Source organism: Taylorella equigenitalis ATCC 35865, from assembly GCF_000276685.1.
GTDB lineage: Bacteria > Pseudomonadota > Gammaproteobacteria > Burkholderiales > Burkholderiaceae_B > Taylorella > Taylorella equigenitalis.
Genome location: NC_018108.1, coordinates 1,263,113 through 1,285,015, shown reverse-complemented (window position 1 = coordinate 1,285,015; position 21,903 = coordinate 1,263,113). Strand labels below are relative to the sequence as shown.

At 38.6% G+C, this 21,903-nt stretch carries 17 protein-coding genes; 6 read left to right on the top strand and 11 right to left on the bottom strand.

Translation table 11 applies throughout. The features are described from left to right. Positions 1-109 precede the first annotated feature (109 nt). The 4 genes from ilvB (at position 110) to KUI_RS05895 (ending at position 4,904) form a co-directional block, all read left to right on the top strand. On the top strand, positions 110-1,885 hold the full coding sequence (ilvB, locus tag KUI_RS05910) for a biosynthetic-type acetolactate synthase large subunit (protein ID WP_013521385.1): 1,776 nt from the start codon (positions 110-112) through the stop codon (positions 1,883-1,885). Further along, positions 1,885-2,376: an acetolactate synthase small subunit gene (gene ilvN / locus KUI_RS05905; protein ID WP_013521384.1), complete on the top strand. Its 492-nt coding sequence runs from the start codon at positions 1,885-1,887 to the stop codon at positions 2,374-2,376. Before ilvB ends, ilvN begins: the two co-directional genes overlap by 1 nt. 12 nt (positions 2,377-2,388) lie before the next feature. Continuing rightward, positions 2,389-3,405: a ketol-acid reductoisomerase gene (ilvC, locus tag KUI_RS05900; RefSeq protein WP_013521383.1), complete on the top strand. Its 1,017-nt coding sequence runs from the start codon at positions 2,389-2,391 to the stop codon at positions 3,403-3,405. A gap of 155 nt (positions 3,406-3,560) precedes the next feature. Further along, the gene (locus tag KUI_RS05895) at positions 3,561-4,904 is read left to right on the top strand and encodes an alanine/glycine:cation symporter family protein (RefSeq protein WP_013521382.1); all 1,344 of its coding nucleotides are present in this window, start codon (positions 3,561-3,563) and stop codon (positions 4,902-4,904) included. A gap of 39 nt (positions 4,905-4,943) precedes the next feature. Here the strand turns inward: KUI_RS05895 and KUI_RS05890 are convergent, their stop codons facing one another. After that, complete coding sequence (locus KUI_RS05890) at positions 4,944-5,489, bottom strand: hypothetical protein (protein WP_013521381.1); 546 nt, start codon at positions 5,487-5,489, stop codon at positions 4,944-4,946. Between the two features lie 114 nt (positions 5,490-5,603). Here KUI_RS05890 and rpsO point away from each other — a divergent pair, with 114 nt between their 5' ends. Next, positions 5,604-5,873 (top strand): 30S ribosomal protein S15, encoded by a 270-nt coding sequence (gene rpsO / locus KUI_RS05885; RefSeq protein WP_013521380.1) that lies wholly within the window; start codon positions 5,604-5,606, stop codon positions 5,871-5,873. A 144-nt stretch (positions 5,874-6,017) separates the two neighbouring features. After that, positions 6,018-8,219, top strand: coding sequence for a polyribonucleotide nucleotidyltransferase (gene pnp / locus KUI_RS05880; RefSeq protein WP_013521379.1), 2,202 nt, complete (start codon positions 6,018-6,020; stop codon positions 8,217-8,219). 105 nt (positions 8,220-8,324) lie between these two features. On the opposite strand, the gene KUI_RS05875 is transcribed toward pnp, so the two are convergent. From KUI_RS05875 to KUI_RS05830, 10 genes are all read right to left on the bottom strand, one after another. Then, complete coding sequence (locus KUI_RS05875) at positions 8,325-10,838, bottom strand: TonB-dependent receptor (RefSeq protein WP_013521378.1); 2,514 nt, start codon at positions 10,836-10,838, stop codon at positions 8,325-8,327. 218 nt (positions 10,839-11,056) lie between these two features. Next, a complete protein-coding gene (gdhA, locus tag KUI_RS05870) occupies positions 11,057-12,412 on the bottom strand; it encodes an NADP-specific glutamate dehydrogenase (protein ID WP_013521377.1) in 1,356 nt (451 codons plus the stop codon). Positions 12,413-12,431: 19 nt separating this feature from the next. Next, complete coding sequence (locus KUI_RS08570) at positions 12,432-14,093, bottom strand: VWA domain-containing protein (protein WP_013521376.1); 1,662 nt, start codon at positions 14,091-14,093, stop codon at positions 12,432-12,434. 17 nt (positions 14,094-14,110) lie between these two features. Continuing rightward, on the bottom strand, positions 14,111-14,563 hold the full coding sequence (locus KUI_RS05860) for a hypothetical protein (RefSeq protein ID WP_013521375.1): 453 nt from the start codon (positions 14,561-14,563) through the stop codon (positions 14,111-14,113). A 4-nt stretch (positions 14,564-14,567) separates the two neighbouring features. Beyond that, a complete protein-coding gene (locus KUI_RS05855) occupies positions 14,568-15,233 on the bottom strand; it encodes a hypothetical protein (RefSeq protein WP_013521374.1) in 666 nt (221 codons plus the stop codon). Positions 15,234-15,273: 40 nt separating this feature from the next. Next, positions 15,274-16,818 carry a formylglycine-generating enzyme family protein gene (locus KUI_RS05850; RefSeq protein WP_013521373.1) on the bottom strand — a complete coding sequence of 515 codons (1,545 nt, stop codon included), beginning with the start codon at positions 16,816-16,818 and terminating at the stop codon, positions 15,274-15,276. Further along, positions 16,808-18,031: an ABC transporter permease gene (locus KUI_RS05845; protein WP_014840512.1), complete on the bottom strand. Its 1,224-nt coding sequence runs from the start codon at positions 18,029-18,031 to the stop codon at positions 16,808-16,810. Before KUI_RS05845 ends, KUI_RS05850 begins: the two co-directional genes overlap by 11 nt. After that, entirely contained in the window at positions 18,028-18,729 is a 702-nt protein-coding gene (locus KUI_RS05840; RefSeq protein WP_013521371.1) for an ABC transporter ATP-binding protein, read from the bottom strand. The genes KUI_RS05845 and KUI_RS05840 overlap by 4 nt, the downstream gene beginning before the upstream one ends. 4 nt (positions 18,730-18,733) lie before the next feature. Beyond that, complete coding sequence (locus KUI_RS05835) at positions 18,734-20,704, bottom strand: vWA domain-containing protein (RefSeq protein WP_013521370.1); 1,971 nt, start codon at positions 20,702-20,704, stop codon at positions 18,734-18,736. Further along, a complete protein-coding gene (locus tag KUI_RS05830; RefSeq protein WP_014840511.1) occupies positions 20,701-21,903 on the bottom strand; it encodes a hypothetical protein in 1,203 nt (400 codons plus the stop codon). The genes KUI_RS05835 and KUI_RS05830 overlap by 4 nt, the downstream gene beginning before the upstream one ends.

Here is a 21,903-nt window from a genome sequence, read left to right as displayed (position 1 = left end):
ATATGTATTTAGGTAGATGGACTTTGTGAGTCCTTAAGCGCTAATTATATTTCGGACACTTTTCGTTGGATTTGTTAGCCCACAAAGCAAGTAATGAAAGGATTATCTTATGGAACTTATCGGAGCAGAAATACTTGTTGAGTGCCTCGCAGAGCAGGGGGTAAAGCACGTATTTGGCTATCCTGGTGGAGCGGTACTTTATATTTATGATGCCATCCACAAACAAAATCATTTTGAACACATTTTAGTTAGGCACGAGCAGGCGGCAGTGCATGCAGCAGATGCATATGCACGTGTATCAAATCGTGTTGGTGTGTGTGTCGTAACTAGTGGACCTGGATTGACTAATGCGGTTACAGGCATTGCCACAGCACATATGGATTCTATTCCGCTTGTAGTCATTAGTGGGCAGGTGGGATCTAAGCTTATCGGAGAGGATGCATTTCAGGAGTGCGATGCCATAGGCATTACTCGTCCCTGTGTGAAACATAACTTTCTTGTAAGTGATGTGCGTGATCTTGCGGATATTGTGCGTAAGGCGTTTCACATTGCACGCACAGGAAGACCTGGTCCCGTTTTAATCGATATACCGAAAGATATTTCGATGACGCCTTGTAAGTTTATGCCTGCTCAGGGTGAAGTTAAGATAAGATCTTACAATCCTGTAGTTAAGGGGCATTCTGGGCAGATTAAAAAAGCAGCTCAGATTATTGCAAGTGCTCAGAGACCCTATATTTTAGCTGGTGGTGGGGCGATTACTTCGAATTCTACCGATGAGCTTACGGAACTTGTATCGCTTACTAATGCTCCATGTGCATTGACATTAATGGGGTTGGGTGCCGTTCGTGCGGATAATAAAAACTATGTTGGCATGCCTGGTATGCATGGCACAGTAGAAGCGAATCTAGGTCTTCATAATTGTGATGTACTTATTGCGGTTGGGTCACGTTTGGATGACCGTATTATTGGCAATGTAAAAAACTACAATTCATTGCCACGAAAAGTAATTCATATAGATGTTGATCCTTCTTCTATTTCTAAGCGAATTAAAGCTGATGTACCTATTGTTGGAGATGTGCGTGAAGTCCTGCTAGAGCTTAATGGTTTGCTTTCTGAAGAGGGTAAATTTAGCGAGAAATATCGTTCATATAATGAGCAATGGTGGAAGCAAATTGATGAGTGGCGTGCACGTCAATCCTTAACTTTTGACCGTGAATCTGAAATTATTAAACCACAATATGTTATCGAAACTTTATGCAAAATGACGGGCGGAGATGCGTATGTGACTTCAGATGTTGGTCAGCATCAAATGTGGACAGCTCAGTATTATCGTTTTAATCAACCACGACATTGGGTTAATTCTGGGGGCCTTGGTACTATGGGCGTCGGATTGCCATATGCAATGGGAGTGTTGAAAGCACATCCAGATGCGACTGTTGCATGTATTACTGGTGAGGGTTCTATTCAGATGAATATTCAGGAACTAGCAACTTGTAAGCAGTATGGATTGAATCCTAAGATTATTTGCCTAAACAATCGATATCTTGGAATGGTTCGTCAGTGGCAGGAACTCGAATACTCTAAGCGATATTCGCAATCATACATGGAGTCATTGCCAGATTTTATTAAGTTAGCTGAAGCTTATGGACATATTGGTATGACCATTGAACGTACCGCTGATGTAGAACCTGCTTTACGTGAGGCTTTTGGCAAGTACAAGGATAGACTTGTATTTATGAATTTTATAACCGACCGAGACGAAAATGTTTGGCCTATGGTGCAAGCTGGAAAAGGGCTATCTGAGATGCTTTTAAGCCCTGCACATGCACGTGAAGTTATTAATTCATCTAAAAGTGGCACAGTGTCAGTTTCGGGAGCGAAGTAATGAAGCACATACTTTCTATTTTGCTTGAAAATGCTCCTGGAGCTCTATCCCGTGTGGTGGGTTTGTTTTCTGCACGTGGATATAACATCGAGACATTAACTGTAGCACCTACCGAAGACAATTCTGTTTCTCGTTTAACCATTACTACGACTGGATCTGCAGACGTTATTGAACAGATTACTAAGCATCTTCACAGGATTGTTGATGTTATTAAAGTTGTAGATTTAACTGATGCTGAATATGTTGAAAGAGAACTTATGTTAGTAAAAGTGCGAGCTGTCGGCAAAGAGCGTGAAGAAGTTATGCGTTTGTCGCAGATTTTTCGAGGGCATATAGTAGACGTAACAGATAAATCTTACACAGTTGAGTTATCTGGTACGCAGGAAAAAAATCAGGCATTTTTAAACTCTTTGGATCGTTCTGCTATATTGGAGACTGTTAGGACGGGTATAACTGGAATTGGCCGAGCAGAAAGAATTTTGAAATTATAAATAGGAGATGATATGAAAGTTTTTTACGATAAAGATAGTGACTTAAGCCTTATTAAGGGTAAGCAAGTTGCAATAATTGGATATGGTTCGCAAGGTCATGCCCATGCTCTGAATCTTCACGAGTCTGGAGTTAACGTAGTAGTCGGTGTTCGTAAAGATGGGGCTTCTTGGAAAAAAGCTGAAAATGCTGGTCTTAAAGTTGCAGAGGTTGCAGAAGCTGTAAAGTCGGCTGATTTAGTTATGGTTTTATTGCCAGACGAATCAATTGCCGAGGTATATAAAAAACAAATCCACGATAATTTACGTGAAGGTGCTACTTTAGCCTTTGCTCACGGATTTAACATTCATTACGGACAAGTTGTACCTCGCAAAGACGTTGATGTAATTATGATTGCACCTAAAGCTCCAGGTCACACTGTTCGTGGCACTTATACACAGGGCGGAGGTGTTCCTTCATTAATCGCCGTTTATCAGGATAAATCTGGCAAAGCACGTGACTTGGCACTATCTTACGCATCGGCTATTGGTAGTGGTCGTGCTGGAATTATTGAAACTACTTTCAAAGAGGAAACTGAGACTGACTTGTTTGGAGAGCAAGCAGTACTTTGTGGTGGTGCAGTAGAGTTAATTAAAGCTGGATTTGAAACTTTGGTTGAGGCTGGTTATGCACCAGAGATGGCTTATTTTGAGTGTTTGCATGAACTTAAATTAATCGTTGATTTGATATATGAAGGTGGTATTGCAAATATGAATTACTCAATTTCTAATAATGCAGAGTACGGTGAATATGTTACTGGACCAAAAGTAATCACTGAACAAAGTAAAGTCGCTATGCGTCAGTGTCTAAAAGATATTCAGTCAGGCGACTATGCTAAGAGCTTTATTTTAGAAAATTCTGCAGGAGCCCCTACATTGTCTTCACGTCGCAGAATAAATTCAGAGCATCAAATTGAAAAAGTTGGAGAGCAACTTCGTGCAATGATGCCTTGGATTGCTAAAAATAAATTGGTGGATCAATCTAAAAATTAATTTATTAGCTTTAGACTTTGGGCTAACTTCTTGAGTGGAGTTGGCCTTTTTTGTTTAATGTCAGGGTATTGCCACTTTATATTAGGGTTTTTTATAAGTTACATACTGAAATAATTTTGATATTAATTAATATAACAAAAATAAATGGAGTCCATATGGAACAGTTCAATGAACTTATTAGTGCAGTAGGCGGGTTTGTATGGGGCCCTGTTATGCTCATTCTTCTAGTGGGTACAGGTGTTCTTTTTACGATTCGCCTTGCATTTCTTCAATTTCGATTTTTACCTTTTGCATTAAAGCAAGCATTTACAAGCCGTGACGAAAGTGCAGGTCACGAGGGCGATGTTTCGCATTTCGGAGCCTTGATGACTGCACTGTCAGCCACAATTGGTACGGGTAATATTGCGGGTGTAGCTACTGCAGTTGTATTAGGTGGACCAGGTGCTATTTTCTGGATGTGGGTGACGGCGATTTTCGGATTGGCTACGAAATATGCAGAGGCTATTCTTGCTGTTAAATATCGTATCGTTAACGAAAAGGGCGAGATGAGCGGTGGTCCTATGTACTATCTCGAAAGAGGGTGCAAGATGAAGTGGCTTGCTATGCTATTTGCATTGTTTGCGATTATTGCATCATTTGGGATTGGTAGTTCAGTGCAATCAAATTCTGTGGCAGCTTCTATAGAGGCTAGCTTACATATAGAGCCTTGGATTACTGGAGTTATATTAACTGTCCTTACTGCAATTGTAGTATTAGGTGGTATTAAATCAATCTCTAGAGCAGCCTCTGTTATCGTTCCAATTATGGCTGTGGTTTATGTAATTGGGGGGTTGTTTATTATATTTTCTAACTTCGATTTGCTGGTTCCCTCTATTAAATCGATTATCTCTGATGCGTTTACAGGCAAAGCTGTCGCTGGAGGTGTCGTGTATTCAGTAATTCGATATGGTGTTGCTCGTGGTGTATTTTCAAATGAAGCTGGTATGGGTTCTGCACCTATTGCCGCTGCGGCTGCTAAGACAGACCATCCTGGACGTCAAGCTATGATTTCTATGACAGGTACTTTTTTAGATACTATTGTTGTGTGTAGTATTACTGGTATTGTTCTTGTAATGGGTAATCTATATATGGGTGGTGAAACAGGAGCCGCACTTACCACGACTACATTTGAAGCGATGTTGCCTGGATTTGGGGGTGCTCTAGTCACTTTTGGATTAGTATTTTTTGCGTATTCTACTATTTTGGGCTGGTGCTATTACGGTGAGAAGTGTGCAACTTATTTATTTGGTGAGGGTGCACTCAATATATATCGTATCGTTTATGTAGCTACTGTTATGATGGGTACAGTTTTAAGCCTAGATTTGGTCTGGAATTTGGCAGATACTTTTAATGGTTTGATGGCTATTCCTAACTTAATTGGATTGTTAATTTTGTCAGGAGTAGTGGTTAAGGAGACTAAGGACTTCTTAGATAAAAGAAAATCTGGTGAACTTAAATAATAAAAGAGCAGATTAAAAAGGGGTCATATGACCCCTTTTTTAAAATCCGAAACCGAAACCAACTCCAAAACCAAATCCCCAGGGATAAGGCCAACCCCAATAATCCTGTTCGTAAAATGGATCTGGACCAGAGTGTCTATGCGTAACCTTAGTTTCATCACCGCCAAAGTAAACATGCATAAGTGCAGGCCATGCATTATCCTTCTCGTAGCGATAAGTCCATATAAGTGCTCTTTTTTCTCCAAAACCTAATCTTTCAATTTCGTATGGATGACCAAATGAACATAAAACATCTTGTTGAGTCCAATTACCTGAATCTAGACGTGCAAAAGATTTTTCTGTATGAACTTCAGTGAATGGACCTACCGTTCCATTAGAGTCAACCAAAGCACCTACAACGTTAGATTTAGAAGCTCTGCCCCATAGGTAGTACTGTTTGCCGTCAGAAGTAGGGCATGAATTCTGAGGGCTTCCTAACACTTTATTAACCTCAGTTATATTACTATTAGGAGGAATATCTTGAAATGAAGCACATGCTGACAAGACAACTGTAGCTAAAAAGCCTGAAATTAATTTGTAGTTCATACTTAGCTCCTAAAAAATTAGGAATTTAGATAGAAAATTGTATAATATTTGACTAAACAAAAAACACGCTTAGGAATTTTCTTGCTTAGGCGCTAGTAATTATAAGGAAATTATATGTCAGTTCAAGATATAAACACTAAGGAAATTATTTCAAAATTTGCTCGTGCCGAAGGGGATACAGGTTCTCCTGAAGTACAGATTGCTTTACTAACTGCTCGTATTAATGAGTTAAATGTTCACTTTAAAGAACACGTTAAAGATCATCATTCTCGTCGTGGTCTTCTTCGTATGGTAAGCCGTCGTCGTAAATTACTAGATTATCTTAAAAATCGTAAGCCTAGTACTTACACAGATTTAATTAAAGAACTTGGTATCCGTAAGTAATTCTTTATTGATAAAGGACCGCTCTTTTTAGGGCGGTCTTTTTTTGTGCTATATAATAGTCGACTAATAATATGTTTAGTTCGCTTTCAAAATGTACAGTGTCTTGGTGCATTAACGTGATGAGAGCTTTTTATAGGAAAATTTATGTTTAATAAATTCAGTACTTCTTTTAAGTACGGTGACCATGATGTCACTATCGAAACTGGCGAAATCGCACGCCAAGCCTCAGGTGCAGTAGTAGTAACTATGGGTGGTACAGTAGTTTTAGCCACTGTAGTAGCAGCTAAAGAAGCAAAAGCAGGTCAGGATTTCTTTCCCCTTACAGTTGATTACGTAGAAAAGTCATATGCAGCTGGTCGCATACCTGGTGGCTATTTCAAACGTGAGGGTAAACCTACAGAAAAAGAAACACTTACATCTCGATTGATTGATAGGCCTTTGCGTCCATTATTTCCAGAAGGATTCTATAACGAAGTACAAGTGATTATTCATGTACTATCAGTTGATCCTGAAATCGATCCTGATATCGCATCTATGATTGGTAGTTCTGCTGCTTTATCTATTTCTGGTGTTCCATTTGATGGCCCGATTGGAGCTGCTCGAGTTGGTTATATTAATGGTCAGTATGTTTTAAATCCATCAGAATCTCAAATCAAAGACTCTGATATGGATTTGGTTGTAGCTGGTACTGAACAAGCAGTTCTTATGGTTGAGTCAGAAGCAAAACAGCTTTCTGAAGAAATTATGCTTGGTGGTGTTGTCTTTGGTCATGAGCAATTGCAGTTAGCTATTAATGCTATTCATGATTTGGTTAAACAAGCAGGCAAACCTGAATGGGATTGGACTCCAGCCCCTAAAAATGAAGATCTTATTTCACAAGTACGCGAATATGCATTAGCAGGCTTAACCGAAGCATTTGGAATTCGTGAAAAGCAACTCCGCTCAACCAAGTTAAAAGAAGTATCGACTCAGGTAAAAGAATCTCTTGCTAAAAAAGCAGAAGAGTCTGGTACTGATGCTCCTGATGAAGTAGAGATAGATAATATTATTTTCGATTTGGAGTCTTCTATTGTACGAGGTCAAATTCTAAACGGTGAGCCACGAATTGATGGACGTGATACACGTAGTGTGAGACCAATTTCAATTCGATTAGGTGTATTGCCACGTACACATGGAAGTGCATTATTTACACGTGGTGAAACTCAAGCTCTTGTAATTGCGACACTGGGAACTAAGCAGGACGAACAAATTGTAGATTCTGTTATGGGAGAGGTTCGTGAGCATTTTATGCTTCACTACAATATGCCTCCTTTTGCAACTGGTGAAGTAGGGCGTTTCGGCAGTCCTAAGCGTAGAGAAATTGGGCACGGTCGTTTAGCAAAACGTGCTTTGATTGCTACATTGCCAAACCAAGATGATTTTCAATACACAATTCGTCTCGTTTCTGAGATTACTGAATCAAATGGCTCTTCATCGATGGCTTCTGTTTGTGGTGGATCCTTGGCTATGATGGATGCTGGAGTGCCAGTGGAAGACCATGTGGCAGGTGTTGCTATGGGTCTTATAAAAGAGGGAAATAAATTTGCAGTCTTGACAGATATTCTAGGTGATGAGGATCATTTAGGCGATATGGATTTTAAAGTAGCTGGTACTGAAAAAGGTATTACAGCACTTCAAATGGATATTAAAATTCAAGGCATAAATAAAGAAATCATGCAAGTAGCATTGGCTCAAGCTAAAGAAGGGCGTCTTCATATCTTAGGAAAGATGAAGGAAGCAATTTCTGGATCCCGCAATGAACTTTCAAGCTTTGCACCTCGCATGATTAGTTTGAATATCAATCCTGAAAAAGTTCGTGATGTGATTGGAAAAGGTGGAGCTACTATTCGTACATTAACAGAAGAGACTGGTTGTCAGATTGAAATAACTGATGACGGACATATCACAATTGCAAGTTCTGATTTAGAAGCTGCACAGGAAGCTCAAAGACGTATCGAAGAACTAACAGCAGAAGTTGAAATCGGTAAAGTGTATGAAGGCACAGTAATCAAATTGCTTGATTTTGGTGGTGTACTCCAAATATTGCCAGGTAAAGACGGATTACTACATATCTCTGAAATTGCCAACTTCCGCATTAAGGATATAAATGATGTTCTATCTATAGGTCAAAAAGTTAACGTAAAAGTTATTGAATCTGACGATCGTGGTCGCATTCGTCTTTCAGCTAAAGCTATTGGCGGTATTCCAGGTCTTGTAGATCCAAATGCTAAAGAACCTGTGACAGAAGCGGATGAACCTAAGGATGTAGGGGATAATTCAGAAAGTGACGATTCAGATTCTGAATAAATTTACTGAGTAGAATCTAAATTAAAAAGCCTCGAATTATCGAGGCTTTTTTGTTTCAGCAATAGATTATGTCCACTCGTAAGTCCGCTCGTGTACACGCAAGTCTTAAAACCGCAAACCTAAATTAAGAGAGAAATTTCTGCCCATTTGGGATACATATGGCAATGCAGAATTATGTATTCTTACGTTTTGATTTAATAAATTATCCCCTCTCAAATCCACTGTTAAAGTTTTATCTCCGAATTTTTTCTCGTACTGCACTCCAACACCAAGCAAGTCATATCCTTTAGTAGGCAGTTCCCGAACCTCGTACTTAACTAAACCCTCATCTTCAGGCGTGCTTATATCGTCCCTGTGTGATCTATCAGCTAAAGTGGAAATGCTAATTTTGTTTTGGTCAAATACATGCATATAATCGACAGAAAATGCCCAACCATTGTTAAATTTACTCTCCCATCGCAATCCTAGCCTAGCAGGCGGTAAACGTGGTGGTTTTCTATCTGGTCGCTCAACCTTATTTATTCCAAGCAAATCCCAGCAGGTTGTCCATTCATCCCACTCTTCATCGTAGCATTCATATTCAGGTCCAAATATTTTTGCGCCAATAAAATCCGAAAAACCGCTTAATTTACCATTCACTACATCACCCATAACCGTTAGTTTATGATTATCATTAAAGCGATAGGAAATGCTACCTTCTAGCCCAAAAATTCTTGCCTTAGATTGTGCAAAACGTCGCATATACAACGTCTCATCACTGGCAATATCCTCGTTAAAAATATAGTTTTCAAAATTATTCATATAAGCACTCAGATTCGCCTCCCAGTGATCTGAATAAAAACTAAATCCTAACTCAAAATTATTAGATTCCTCAGGTTTTAAATTTTTATTACCATGTTCGAAAGTGTGTGTAGCTAAATGTTTTCCATGAAAGTAAAGTTCCATGGGTGATGGGAGCCGTTCGTTATGAGAAATCGTACCTGCCAGTGATAAATAATCGTTTATATCCCATATCATTCCCAATGACATTGATAAGGCATGCTCTTCGTAAGCCGAATAATCTGGATCCTTATGCTCAAATGCGACTGGTTTTGTGTGTTTAAATGCTTCTTTATGTCTTTTTAGAATTTCTTCGTTGTAATCGATATCGATATGTTGTCTCTCATAACGAAAGCCAGCGGAAAGAAGAACATTGCCAACGCGTAGCTGCTCGAGACCAAAAAAACTTATTTGTTTTAGTTTATGAGGTGGCAATAGGTGCCGTGGATCCGCTTTGCTTAAGTTAACGCCTGAAAGCCATGCATTCAACTGATCGGTAGGTAAATAGGGCACTTGGGCAATGCTATCAAGTGTTTGATATTGCATGCCAAAAACTCCTTTCAAACCGTCTACTGGTTTATGATGGAATTCGAGACGTGCATTGTGACCTTTATGACTGAAGTTCGCAGTCGGATGGCCATAATTTATTAGCTCATCGAAATTTTTAGTAAGTTCGTTTTGGACACCTGGGTCTTTCTCATCGTGGAAATAATTGGAATAGGTGTATGAAAGATTTATTTTCTCAATCCCAGCAAATGGGTTTTTCAATTCACCTCGCACATCCCATTTTTTTGTGTGCATATCAATCCAGGGACCAGAGGAATAATTTTCAAAATTCACGGGCTTACCAGGCTCATGCAAAACGCCATCGTGAAAATGCACCCGTCTACATCTATCGAAATGCGGGAATCCGATAACATCTTCGTCTTCCATTAGGTGAGGATATGGACCTAACCAATATTTTTCCCACGTCATGAAATGTTCTGCACAGGTATCGAATTCATGGTTGTGACCTGGGATACCATATTTATCTCGACGATCACGGTAGGCAACGCCTAGCATGGCTTTTTCTGAGATGTAGGACAGTCCTAGCGATGCGACTTGCGATTTGTTATATGTATCGGGCATCGTGGTTGTATCCGCACCGTTGATTTTCATAGATGGTACTTTGTAGTTTTCTGCATGACGTTTAAGTCCCTCAAATCTTAGAGCAATATTTTTACCAAGTGCGAATGTCGTTCCTATTGTTCCAACTTTCTCGTGATTGTTGGTGTTGTAGCGAACGATTGCTTCACCTTCATATCCTTTTGTTGGAACCTCGGTGGGTACACTATTATCGATAACATTAATAACCCCAGCTGGTGATGCAGATGCATAAAGAAGGGTAGGAGTGCCTCTTAGAATTTCTACTTGTGATGATAGTAGCGTATCCGCAGCTACTACATGATCTGGAGATATAACAGATGCATCGATAACATCCATATTGTTGTTGAGAATCTTAATACGCACACCTTCCTGAGCACGTATTACTGGTCGACTTGCTCCGCCCCCGTAAGCATTTGAGTGTATGCCTGGCTGATTAGAAAGAGCATTGCCCAAAGTGGCAGAACGCAATTTAAGTATATCTTTTTTGACTATTAAATCAGACGGTTTTTTGCCCTGAACGAATGGAGATGAATGAAAGGTGGCAATGTTCTCTTCTACATTAATATCCTCAATTTTTTGAGTTTGTGCTTGAACTGTAACAGTTATACCTAGAAGAACGCAGAAAGGTATTAGCAAACATTTATGAAAATACATATTAATTCCCAAATTTTCTTTAGAAAATGATTTCATAATATTGTTAATACTATGTGATTTTCGTTGTTTTTACGAGGTAACTAATTGTAAAAATTATGATTTTTATGATTAATCTATTCTTTTTTAAAATCATTGCATATTAAAAGTTCCTAGAATAAAGCATAAAAAAAGACCCACAGGCGTGAGTCTTTTAATGAATTTAATACTTTAAAGAGATTTTATAGAGCACCTTGTGCAATCATAGAATCAGCCACTTTGCGGAATCCTGCAATATTAGAACCTAGGATTAGGTTATCTGGTTGACCGAACTCCTCAGCGGTTTGAGCGGATAGATTATATATATGAGACATAATACCTTTAAGGCGGTTATCAACTTCGTCAAAAGTCCAGACACTCATACTTGCATTTTGTGCCATCTCAAGTTGACTTACAGCTACACCTCCAGCATTTGCAGCTTTTGCTGGTCCATATAGCAAGCCAGCATCTAAGAATGATTTAGCTGCTTCAGCTGTGGATGGCATGTTAGCTCCTTCAGACACAAGCTTACATCCGTTTTTGATTAGGTTTTTCGCATCTTCTAAGTTAATTTCATTTTGAGTTGCGCATGGGAATGCAAGGTCACATTTAATATCCCAAAGAGGATTGTTACCCTCTGGGTAAGATGACTTAGGTGTATATTTAGCATCAGAATGACGTTTTGCATACTCTTCAAGAGAGTTGTTTGCATTAGATTTTATCTCGGCTAAAGTGTCAAAATTAATACCTGCTTCGTGATAAATAAAACCACGAGAATCGCTGCAAGTAACGGGTTTTGCACCCAACTCAATAAGTTTTTTAACGGTAAACATTGCCACATTGCCGGCACCTGAAACTAAAGCTGTTTTACCCTCTAATGAATCACCTTTGGCTTTGAGCATATTTTGTGCGAAATATACACAACCAAAGCCTGTGGCCTCGGGACGTGCTAATGAGCCACCCCAATTTAAAGCCTTACCTGTCAATACCCCTTCATACTTACCAGTAAGGCGTTTATACTGACCGTAGAGATAGCCAATTTCGCGAGCACCAACACCAATATCACCAGCAGGAATGTCAATAGTGTCGCCGATGTGACGATATAATTCCGTCATAAAAGACTGGCAAAAACGCATAATTTCATTGTCTGATTTGCCTTTTGGATCGAAGTTTGACCCACCTTTAGCTCCACCAATAGGAAGACCAGTTAAGGCATTTTTAAAGATTTGCTCAAAGCCTAGGAATTTAATAATGCCTGCATTAACGCTTGGGTGAAAACGCAGACCGCCCTTGTAAGGACCAATAGCTGAATTAAATTGCACTCGGAACCCCTTGTTAACTTGAACTTGGCCTTTGTCGTCAATCCAGCTTACACGGAAGAATATTTGTCTTTCAGGTTCTACGATTCTTTGTAAGATATTATTTTCTTGATATTTTTTTTCTTTTTTAAATAATGGTTCTAGGGATTCCACAACCTCTTCAACTGCTTGATAAAACTCAGGTTGAGCTGGGCTAGACTTTTTTAGGTCGTTCAATGTTTGTTCAATTAGATTAGACATATATTTTCCTATAACAATTTTATTTACAAACTTCTTTAACTTTCATTGGGGCGGCAGCAGCATTAACCATTTTTGCAAGTTGAGCGGCAGTATTAGCTTTATAAACTTGACCGCCTGTAACTCTGGCTAAGCAATTAGCTTCACCAGTACTACCAATATCAACTACATTAATTTTTAATTTTGGTTTATTGCGTTTAGCATTTGCTGCTACGGTACATATATTTGGTCCGCAAGTACTAGCACCGTCACTTAATACTAGTATAAATGCATCACGATTTTTACCATCAACCATGTTAGCTGCTTGCTGTATACCGTTAGCTAATACTGTACCACTACTATTATTGGTATCCATACGATTAATTGTACTTTTTAAGGCTCCTCTTTTGCTAGGTTTGAAAAACCCATGGTTTGTAGCAGTTGGGCATCTGTCAAGTGAAATGAACCCAATATCTATGTACGGGTCTATAGAATTAATAATCGAATTAGCTGCTTTTTTTGCAGTCTGTATTCTAGTTGGTCCATTTGATGGCATTGGAATGCCACCCGAAGGTATCACACCAGATAACATTGCATTTAGCATCTGTTGTTCAAAATTTGCCGTAGCCGCATCCATAGAATGCAACATAGAAATCGAGTTATCAAACACTAAGACCATCTGAGGTCTTTCCTGTGGTGTAAGTTCCTTGCTACAAACTTGACCTTTAGGTTTTTGATTAGCCTTTGGTGGTTCTACTTTAACAACTTCTTTAACCGGCTCTTTTTTTTCAACCTTTTTAACAGGCTCAGGCGTGGGCTCAGGTTCTGTCTCAGGCTTAGGCTCAGGTTTCGCTTCTGGTTCAGGTTTAGGCTCAGGTTTAGGTTCTGGCTCAGGCTCTGGTGGTCTTTCAGGAGGTTTAAGAGCCTGAGGCTCTTCAAGCACTAATTTTGGTTCTAGGGGCTGTATCTCTGGCTCTGGAGGGGGAGGAGGTGGTGTAGGTACAGGTGGCTTCGGTACATTTATATCGGGAATGTTGATATTTATAGTGGGTGGAGCCTGTTTTTCTACACCTTTAATTAGTTCAGTTTTCTTTTTTTTGGGGTCTTCTTTAATTACCTTTTCTGATTTGCTGGAACCCTTAAACCAATCTGAGTACCAATCAGTGCCTTTTAAATATCTATCCCATAACCACCATCCTAAACCAGCAAGCAATAGTAGAAGTAATAACCATATCAACCAACCCCAACCTCCACGTTTAGTGGGTGCAGGTACAATGGGAGGAGTAGCAACTACTGGTTTTTCCTCGATCCATCCCACAAGTACAGGCTCATTATTAATAACAAAGATTTTTTTGCTACTTGATTGAGCTGTAACTAAGAGATTATTTACTGAGCTGAAATCTTCAGGTGAGATTTCGCCCTGATTCTTAAGGTGATTTAAATAATCGTATATAGAAGTAAGCTTATTTTGAATCTTTGCCCAAATTTCAGGATTTATATCTTTTTCTGGAATCTCATAAGCCTGACCTTCAAGGGATGTGTACCACTCAACCATGTCACCTTTAACCACAGGTTCAGCCAAGATGGTGAACGTACTAGGTGGCAATGACCTTCTAAACAAAGGGTAAAGCGATTGAAACCTAAGAAATAAATCTATCGATCCCTGATTTTGTTCGCTAAAAGGAGTTCTTGTAAGCCTCTGCATTTCTAATCCAGATAAATCTAATTAAGATTAGATTTTTGTAATTTTTCTAATTCAAGTCTCTTAGCTTTTAGTGAATTGTCCTCAGATGGTGCACTATTGGAAACTGGAGTACCGTTGTTTCTTTCGTTAAATCCCGATTGGATGTGGTTTTTATTATTTAAATCCTCTTGAACTTTACGATTTGATTTATTTGCACGAATTGATTCACGCTCTTTGGATTTTCTTTCAGCTCTAGTCGCATCACGTTTTTTATTTAAGCGTTTTTTTTCGTAATTGAGTTGTTTATTCTTAATCTGTTCGTTTTGCAATTTAACTTCTTTCTGCTCAATGCGTTTGTCATAACCGCCGTTAAATGAGCAACCTAACTTATCGAAATATCCAAGTTCTCGACTAGGGTCACAAGATTCGGGAGTAGCCTGACATGCAGTCAAGGTTGTAAAAATAAACGGAATTAAATAATATACTTTCATACTATTAACCTCTAACTTTGATAGCAGAGCGGTTTCTCATCGCTATACTGAGTAATTCTTTTTGCTTTCTAATTTTTGCATCCAATTGTGCTACCTCGGCTTGAGCTTTACTAGTATTAAGTTTCGCAGCTCTTGCTTGGTTAATAGTATTTTGAGATGCTCTTTTTTCGTTTTCCATTGAAGAAACTAATCCACGCATCTCATTAATATTTTCATCAATCTTTTGTAGTTCTTTTCTAGCTTGCGATTCAGAAATTCTCTTGCTTCTTATATCCTCTCGAAGCCTTCTAATTTTAGCTTGATCTTTAGCTATGGTCGTTTCAGTTTCTCTATTGATTTTTCTAGAAATGGAATTTAATTTTTTAAGACGTAAAGTTTCAGCAGCTAGTAATTCTTCTTTATTTTTGTATTTTATTCTCTCACGATCAAGTAAATAGTTACTTCCCGCTCCAGCACCACAACCAACTGAAGCTCCTAGTGCAAGTCCTAACGTAGGGTCATCATCGCTAAGAAGTAATCCTATAGCTCCGCCAATAATACCACCCACTGCACAAGCCATCTGACCCTGCTTGCTCCAGAAATTAGCTTGATTTGGATCGTTCGAAGTTGCACATGCTAATAGTGAAGCAGAAAGCACTACAGATAAACTTAAATTCTTGAATGTATTCATAACAACCCCTTAACTTACTAATTAAATAATATCAAATTTCCTATTGGGATTTGATATTCGTGCAGTTTTTTAGCCATTCTGCACGATTAACCTTTCCGTCCTTATAGAAAGCGGTTAAATGTTTCCAATAAATATTCACGTAATCATTAAGATTGGATTTTTTTTGACGTTCCATTTTCTTAATGACTGGCTGAATTTGATTTTCTATTAATTTATAAGGGTAGTTAGTAGCGGTTGCTACTAAATTATCTGCATAATATCGAACTACAAAATCTCTAGCTAATAAACTTTCTTCTGCAATTTCCTTGAGAACAGGACATTCTTTTTCATATGTGGTGTCTCCAGGTTGGCATAAAGTTTCAACTCTAGCTTTTTTCTCCAAATATGCAGATTCTAAATCAGATGAATTAGCACACAAAAAAGCACCCAATTGGATATTTGACTGGATGGCTGAATCCCTTTGTTCATCTTTAGATTGATTAGATGCTCTTAAAGCATCTTCTAATTTTTTAAGTTCAGCTTTTTGCTTTTCGTCGTTAACGGATTGAGTGATGTTATTTAAGTTTTGAACAATTTTTCCATCTCCGTTTTGAGCCTCTTTTCCAAGTTGCTGCCACTCATTAGTAAGTTCTTGCATACGATTATTTGAAGTTACTATCGGTGTGACTACAGCAACCCTAAATCCAACTTCTTTAGAAGAAAATGCTTCTCCAGAGTTGTTGTAATAAGGAGCTTCAACTCTAAATGCACTTGAAATTTGAGCCTCTGGTGTCAGATAGCTTCCACCTCGAATTGTAATACCGCCACTTTGTCCGTGGTATCTATCAAGTTTGTTCATTCTAAATGAATCGAGGACGTATTCACTAGCATTGCCAAGGATATCATGAAGCCCTACAGGGTTAGGACTTAATAGCCCGCCTAATTGCAATTTCCCATTTGCTGAATTGCTTCCTGCAAACCAAATGGTTTTTTGGATTGAATCTGTATGAGGGTAAATTTTTTCGCGAAATTCTGATTCGCTTACTTGATTTCCTCCACGAGCAGCATACTCCCACTCAGTGTTTGTAGGAAGTCTCACGAAGCCTGAAGAACCATCATCTTTTGGCAGTTTATCGGGATGATTGGCAAGCAACCATTCGGTATATTTTTTTGTGAAATGAACTGCCTCAAACCATGAAATATTGGTAGCAGGTAATCTGCCTTTCATGTTAGCTGTGGGACACTGACCATCTATTCCTTTCATGACGGAGTCGTACTGAAGCTGAGAAACTTCGTACTTACCCATTAGAAAATATCGATCCCCAGCTTTATCGGAGAAGCTACCAGAGATATAGTTAGGAGTGGCATGTTCAGAAAAACCCTGCTCAGAGGTATCATCCCCAAGAATAATCGGTTTATCTTCAAGCGGTTTTTTTGTATCTGTATGGACCATTCTAAAAGCCATCGACCCATCACAAGGCATAGGTAGAATTAAAGTATTGTCGCTAGGTTTTGGGTCGAAAAATTTCTCATCCCAAGCTGCTTGAATTTGACTATTTAGTCCGATTAAGGAAATTATTAAAATCCACTTTCCATTAAGCTTCACGTAAACTCTCCGAAGGTTGAATACCTACAGCCCTTTGAGCTCCAATTAGAGCTACAAATACAGATATAGCTAATGTGGCAATATAACCGATGACCACGTGCTCAGGTTTTAAAAGGCTAACAAAGTTGCTATCTTCTAAGTTTTTACCTAAGACACTATTCATTATGTTACTACTTAAAATATATAAAAAATATGAACTTATATAAGCAATCGAAGAAAGAATTACAGCTTGTAAAACTATAAAAAAACGTATTCCCAAACGATTAAATCCATAAAGACTCATTAGCGATATGTCTTTACGTTTTCTGTCTATATTGGCCAAAAAGGATCCAAAAAGTGACAAAATAGTTCCAACTATTGTAGTCAATGCAATAATTAAGAAAACTGTATTCAGAACTCTATCAATTGATTTTACGCTTTCTATGGAATCCGCTTTGGTTCGGCTGTCTATACCCTGATTTCTTAAATCGGCCGCCAATGGAGCTACGTCGTCAAGTGAATTTGCGTATATTCTAGCTTTTGCATATCGTTCGCGTGGTTTGGTTCTGTCCCGACCTTCAGAGGGTTTGTCCACGAATTTTGTGATTTTATAGCCGTCTCTATAATCTTCTATAGTTTCAAGTAATTCTAGAGATACAAAGGCAGCAGGACGAGTTAGGTAGCTTTCCTTAAGGATTCCCACAACTTTCATATCTATTTTGGATATCTCGTTTTTCCCCTCGAAATTTCTGCCAAAAAATAGAGTTACTGAATCGCCCAATTTAACATCTAGTTTCTGGGCAATAATTTCGTTAATAATCAAATCTGTGGGAGACTTAATCATAATACCCCTAGGCATCAACGGATCCCCAATTCTACTAGGAATAAGTTCAACGTCGTTATAAAAGTGCTTATTATCTTTGCGTAGATTCGCCTGCATATTAAGTGATCGCGTCATTGGAATCACAAATTTGACACGACGGTCTTTTTGCATGCTATCTAGCCAATTTTTGTCAATTGATACATTACTTTTGACACCATGTATTTTTATTTCGAGATTGTTAGGGTCATTTAATAACTGATTTTGAAGCTGACTAACTATGCCATACTTTAAACTAAATAAAAGTAGTAGGGGGGCAATAACAGCCACTAATGCAGATATCACAAAAAATGATACTTTCCAATCATGCCTCAAGTCCTTAAAAACTAATAGAATTAAAAGTCCGAGTTTCATAAGGCAACCTGTACTTGGGAAAATATAGATTTGTCTTTGTTAACCACGGCTGTATAGCATGGTAATTGAAACTTAGAAACTAACCCCCAATCATGCGTAACTATGATTGCACACATGTTTAGTGCATTGACTGATTCTAAGATGATATTAAACAGTTCGTCAGCTTTATGAGGATCTAGTGCAGCTGTAGGTTCGTCTGCAAGCAACACATGAGGTTTATGTGCAATAGACCTTAAAAAAGAAATTCTTTGACGTTCACCTATTGAAAGCTGACTTGGATATTTATTCAAAAGGCTACGCACCTCCAGCCTATCGATTATTGGAGATATCCAAGATTCATCGAATTCAACACCAATAATTTTGCATGAAAGTTTAATGTTTTCTATGCTTGAAAGAAATGGGAGCAAACCCCCAGTTTGAAGAATAAACCCGAAATTTTTCGATCGTAATTTAGCAAGTTTTGAATGATCTGCTTTGTTTATCGGTGTGGCAATATCCACGTCATTCAATGTGTAGGATTGCAAACTATTAGGTTTAAGAATTAGTCCAATAACCTCTAGAATAGTACTTTTGCCACATCCGCTCTGACCACACAGAGTAACGACATCTCCATTATTTACAGAAAAATAAGGGAGCTCAATTAAAAATGATTGGGAACCCTCACCCCTAGTAACTTCAAGCTTATTTATTTCAAGCATTTAATTATGGCAATGCTTCCAGTAACACTGGATATACATGATCTTTTGGATCGCTATCAGGGTTAAGTGGAATCCATCGACTCGAATCCTCATTGTACTTAGCGTAAAGCCTTAGTTTTTTTTGTAAATCCATTATGAATTTTTCTTGTTGAAGGCTACCCATATTTTTCCAAGTTTCTTCATCTATGTTGGAAATTTGGCTTTTATAAGGAAGTCCGTCAAGATACTCACCTAAAAGTCCTAAATCAGCGATTTTTGTTGTAATACCTTCTTTGATTTTTTCTGGATCTTGTCCCATCGCAGCTGCAACTGATCTAAGCTGTTTGAACATATCATCAGGAGCCAGTAATCCTTGGGTAGCAGCATCAGATATTTTTTTAACTACTTCACTTAGGTCACTCAGTTGCTCTTTGCTTAGCAATACACGAACCTCAGCTGTAGGAATATCTGGTTTTGAAAAATCTCTATCACTAATCCAAGCTTTGAAAAACGAAGGGGCTTTTTGATTGTTTGTACGTCCCAAATAAGCCAGTCTCATCGCCTTACCTAATAAGGCAGAATCTTCAACCATTTTATCTTCTTCGCTAGCTTCTTCAGGCTTAGTTGTATTTTTAGACTCAGATGACATGGAGCTTCCAGCTGACATTTCACCAGTGTAGGCTAACTTAACTTGTTCTGAAAGTGCTTTTGAAAGAAGAGAGACTTTTTGCGAAAACTCGTTTACATCACCTGCATTTACAGGATAGTAAAGCGATTTATTCAAATAGTCGTTAAATGAAAGTTCGTTATATTGAGATTCTGCTTCTTGATGGTTTTTAGATCCGGCTTGTGTCTTAAGATGAAGTGTATAAATTGCGACTCCTTTATGTTGAGCTTCTTGGCGAAGTTGCTGTGCACCAAAGCCTGTAGAAGAGAGGGGGTTATTGCCATCAATAGCACCTGCATCAGTAATCAAAACTATATACCTAGCCCCAAAGTCATTCCAATTTATATCATTTAAAGCCTGATTTATACCTGCATATGAATCTTCGTTAAATTCTTTGCTGGATACTTTTGCTTGTTTTAAGGAGGCTACTTTATCCATAAAGTCTTTGCCATCCTTAACTTCGTTAGGATTCACGTACATTTTTGATGTGTACTCTAGATCTGGAACAGCTTCAGTACTTGATCTAAATGCGACTAGTCCAAATTTGACTTGATCTAGCAAATCATCCTTTTCTATTTGTTTATAAAGTTCACGAACAGCTTCGCGTGTTTTATTAATATATGGGTCCATAGATATTGTTGAGTCGATAACAAAAACTACGGCGGCCTTAAATTCTGTTAATTTAGAGGGTTGTGCCTTCGGATCGGGTTTAGGCTCAGGCTCTTTAGGTTTTTCTTCTTTTTTACTTACAGAAGCGACCTCTAAAACCCTTTGATAGAAACCATCATTGTTCATAACTTCTTCACCTTGCAAAATAGGCAAAAGATAGAAGTTTTTTTGGAAATCTACTGGTTCTTTTGGTTCTATGGAAATAATTTTCTCGGATTTGCCATCAGTATCAAGATTTTTCTTAATATTTGCATATTCATCTGCAGGTTTTGCTGCGGACATTACCGCCTCAAGATCCTCTTTGTTTTTGAAAAATAGTAATCTGTCACGATTAGCAGTGTTTGTAAATGTAAGAGTCATCTGCAGATTCCATGGGATAGTGCAAGATTCCTCTAACCACCCAAGAGTTTTACCGTATGGGTCAGCTCCTACATTAAGCCATTCGGCACCATTTTCAGATTTTTTTTCGTAAATATAGTAGCGAGAAAATGCAGGGACTGGCTTACCTTTTTGCCCAATGGTTTGTGTAATAGAGCACTCTGGTGTAGAAAGCACCCTTTGATAAAGAGTTTTTTTGCCATCTTGAAGTAGGGGTTCAGCTGCCTGAGCGAAAGTCGCTCCCAAGGTGGAAATAATCATTGCGATTAAAATCTTTTTCATTTTTGTAACTCCTGCAGTCGAGTTTTAGCTTCAGCATTATTTGGATCATCTAGTAAACCTGTTTCATACCAATATATAGCTGTTGCTTTATCTTCCTTGAAGCATCCATCCTTAACGGATGATGCGGGGTCATATTCTTTAGCATATGCAAATGCGATAACACTGTTTCCGCTTTGAGCTTTGTTAGCATATAGTCTTCGTGCCAAATCACATTCTTTAGCATTTTTAGCTTCAGAAATAATTTTTAAAATCTGATCCGTATCAGGATTGGTTTTAAGACATGCCTGGATAAATGTCATAACGTCTGATCCACTTTTAACCGAACATGGAGATTCAGCCACAACAGGAGCAGGAGCTGGTGCTGGTGCTGGTGCTGGTGCTGGAGCTGGAGCAGGAGCTGGAGCAGGAGCTGGAGCAGGCTTCGGTGTAGGTTTCGGTACAGGTTTCGGTGTAGGGGCAGGCTTAGGTGTCGGAGTAGGTGCTGGAGTTGGGGTAGCTTTTTTCTGATCTTTGAAAAAAAACCACCAAACAGCTCCAGCAATTAATAATAAGACTAGCAGTAACAAAATTATCCAAACTATCGGACTAGTTTTTCTTTTATTACTATCATCTTCTATAGTCGGAAAATTGGCATTTGCGTAATTAGTTTGAGGTTCTTCAATAAATCCCTCGTTTGGATTATCTAATGTTTGAGGCTCAATAAATTCGGGTGCTTGAACTGCCTCAGGCTCATATACTGCCTCAGGCTCAGGCTCTGGATCTGGCTCTGGCTCAATGTAGGGCTCTGGTTCAGGCATTTGAGGTGATACAGGAGTAGGATTGTGAAGCTCTGACCTATTTAATGTCCCTGCCGCCGTAGAAGCTAATATACTATTAGACATCCTAACGACACCATGATCCTTAAATGATTCACCTGAATCTCTAAGAGACATAAGGAACTGGGATTGACCACCAGTATGAATAAGACTATCAGTTACCCAAGGCTCAAAAGTACCAACTAAAATGTTATTAAATTCAGAATAGCCCAAAGTATGCCAAACAGGTTCTATCTTCCATTCATCATGACCTGCTAGAAATTTTTCGTCCTGATTGCGCTTAATTGTAAATTCAAGCGGACAGTCAGTAGGTCCTGACCAGCGTTTAATTTCAAAATCGGCATAGCCTGGTTTGTTATCTTTTAGTGATGCTATAAATGCCAC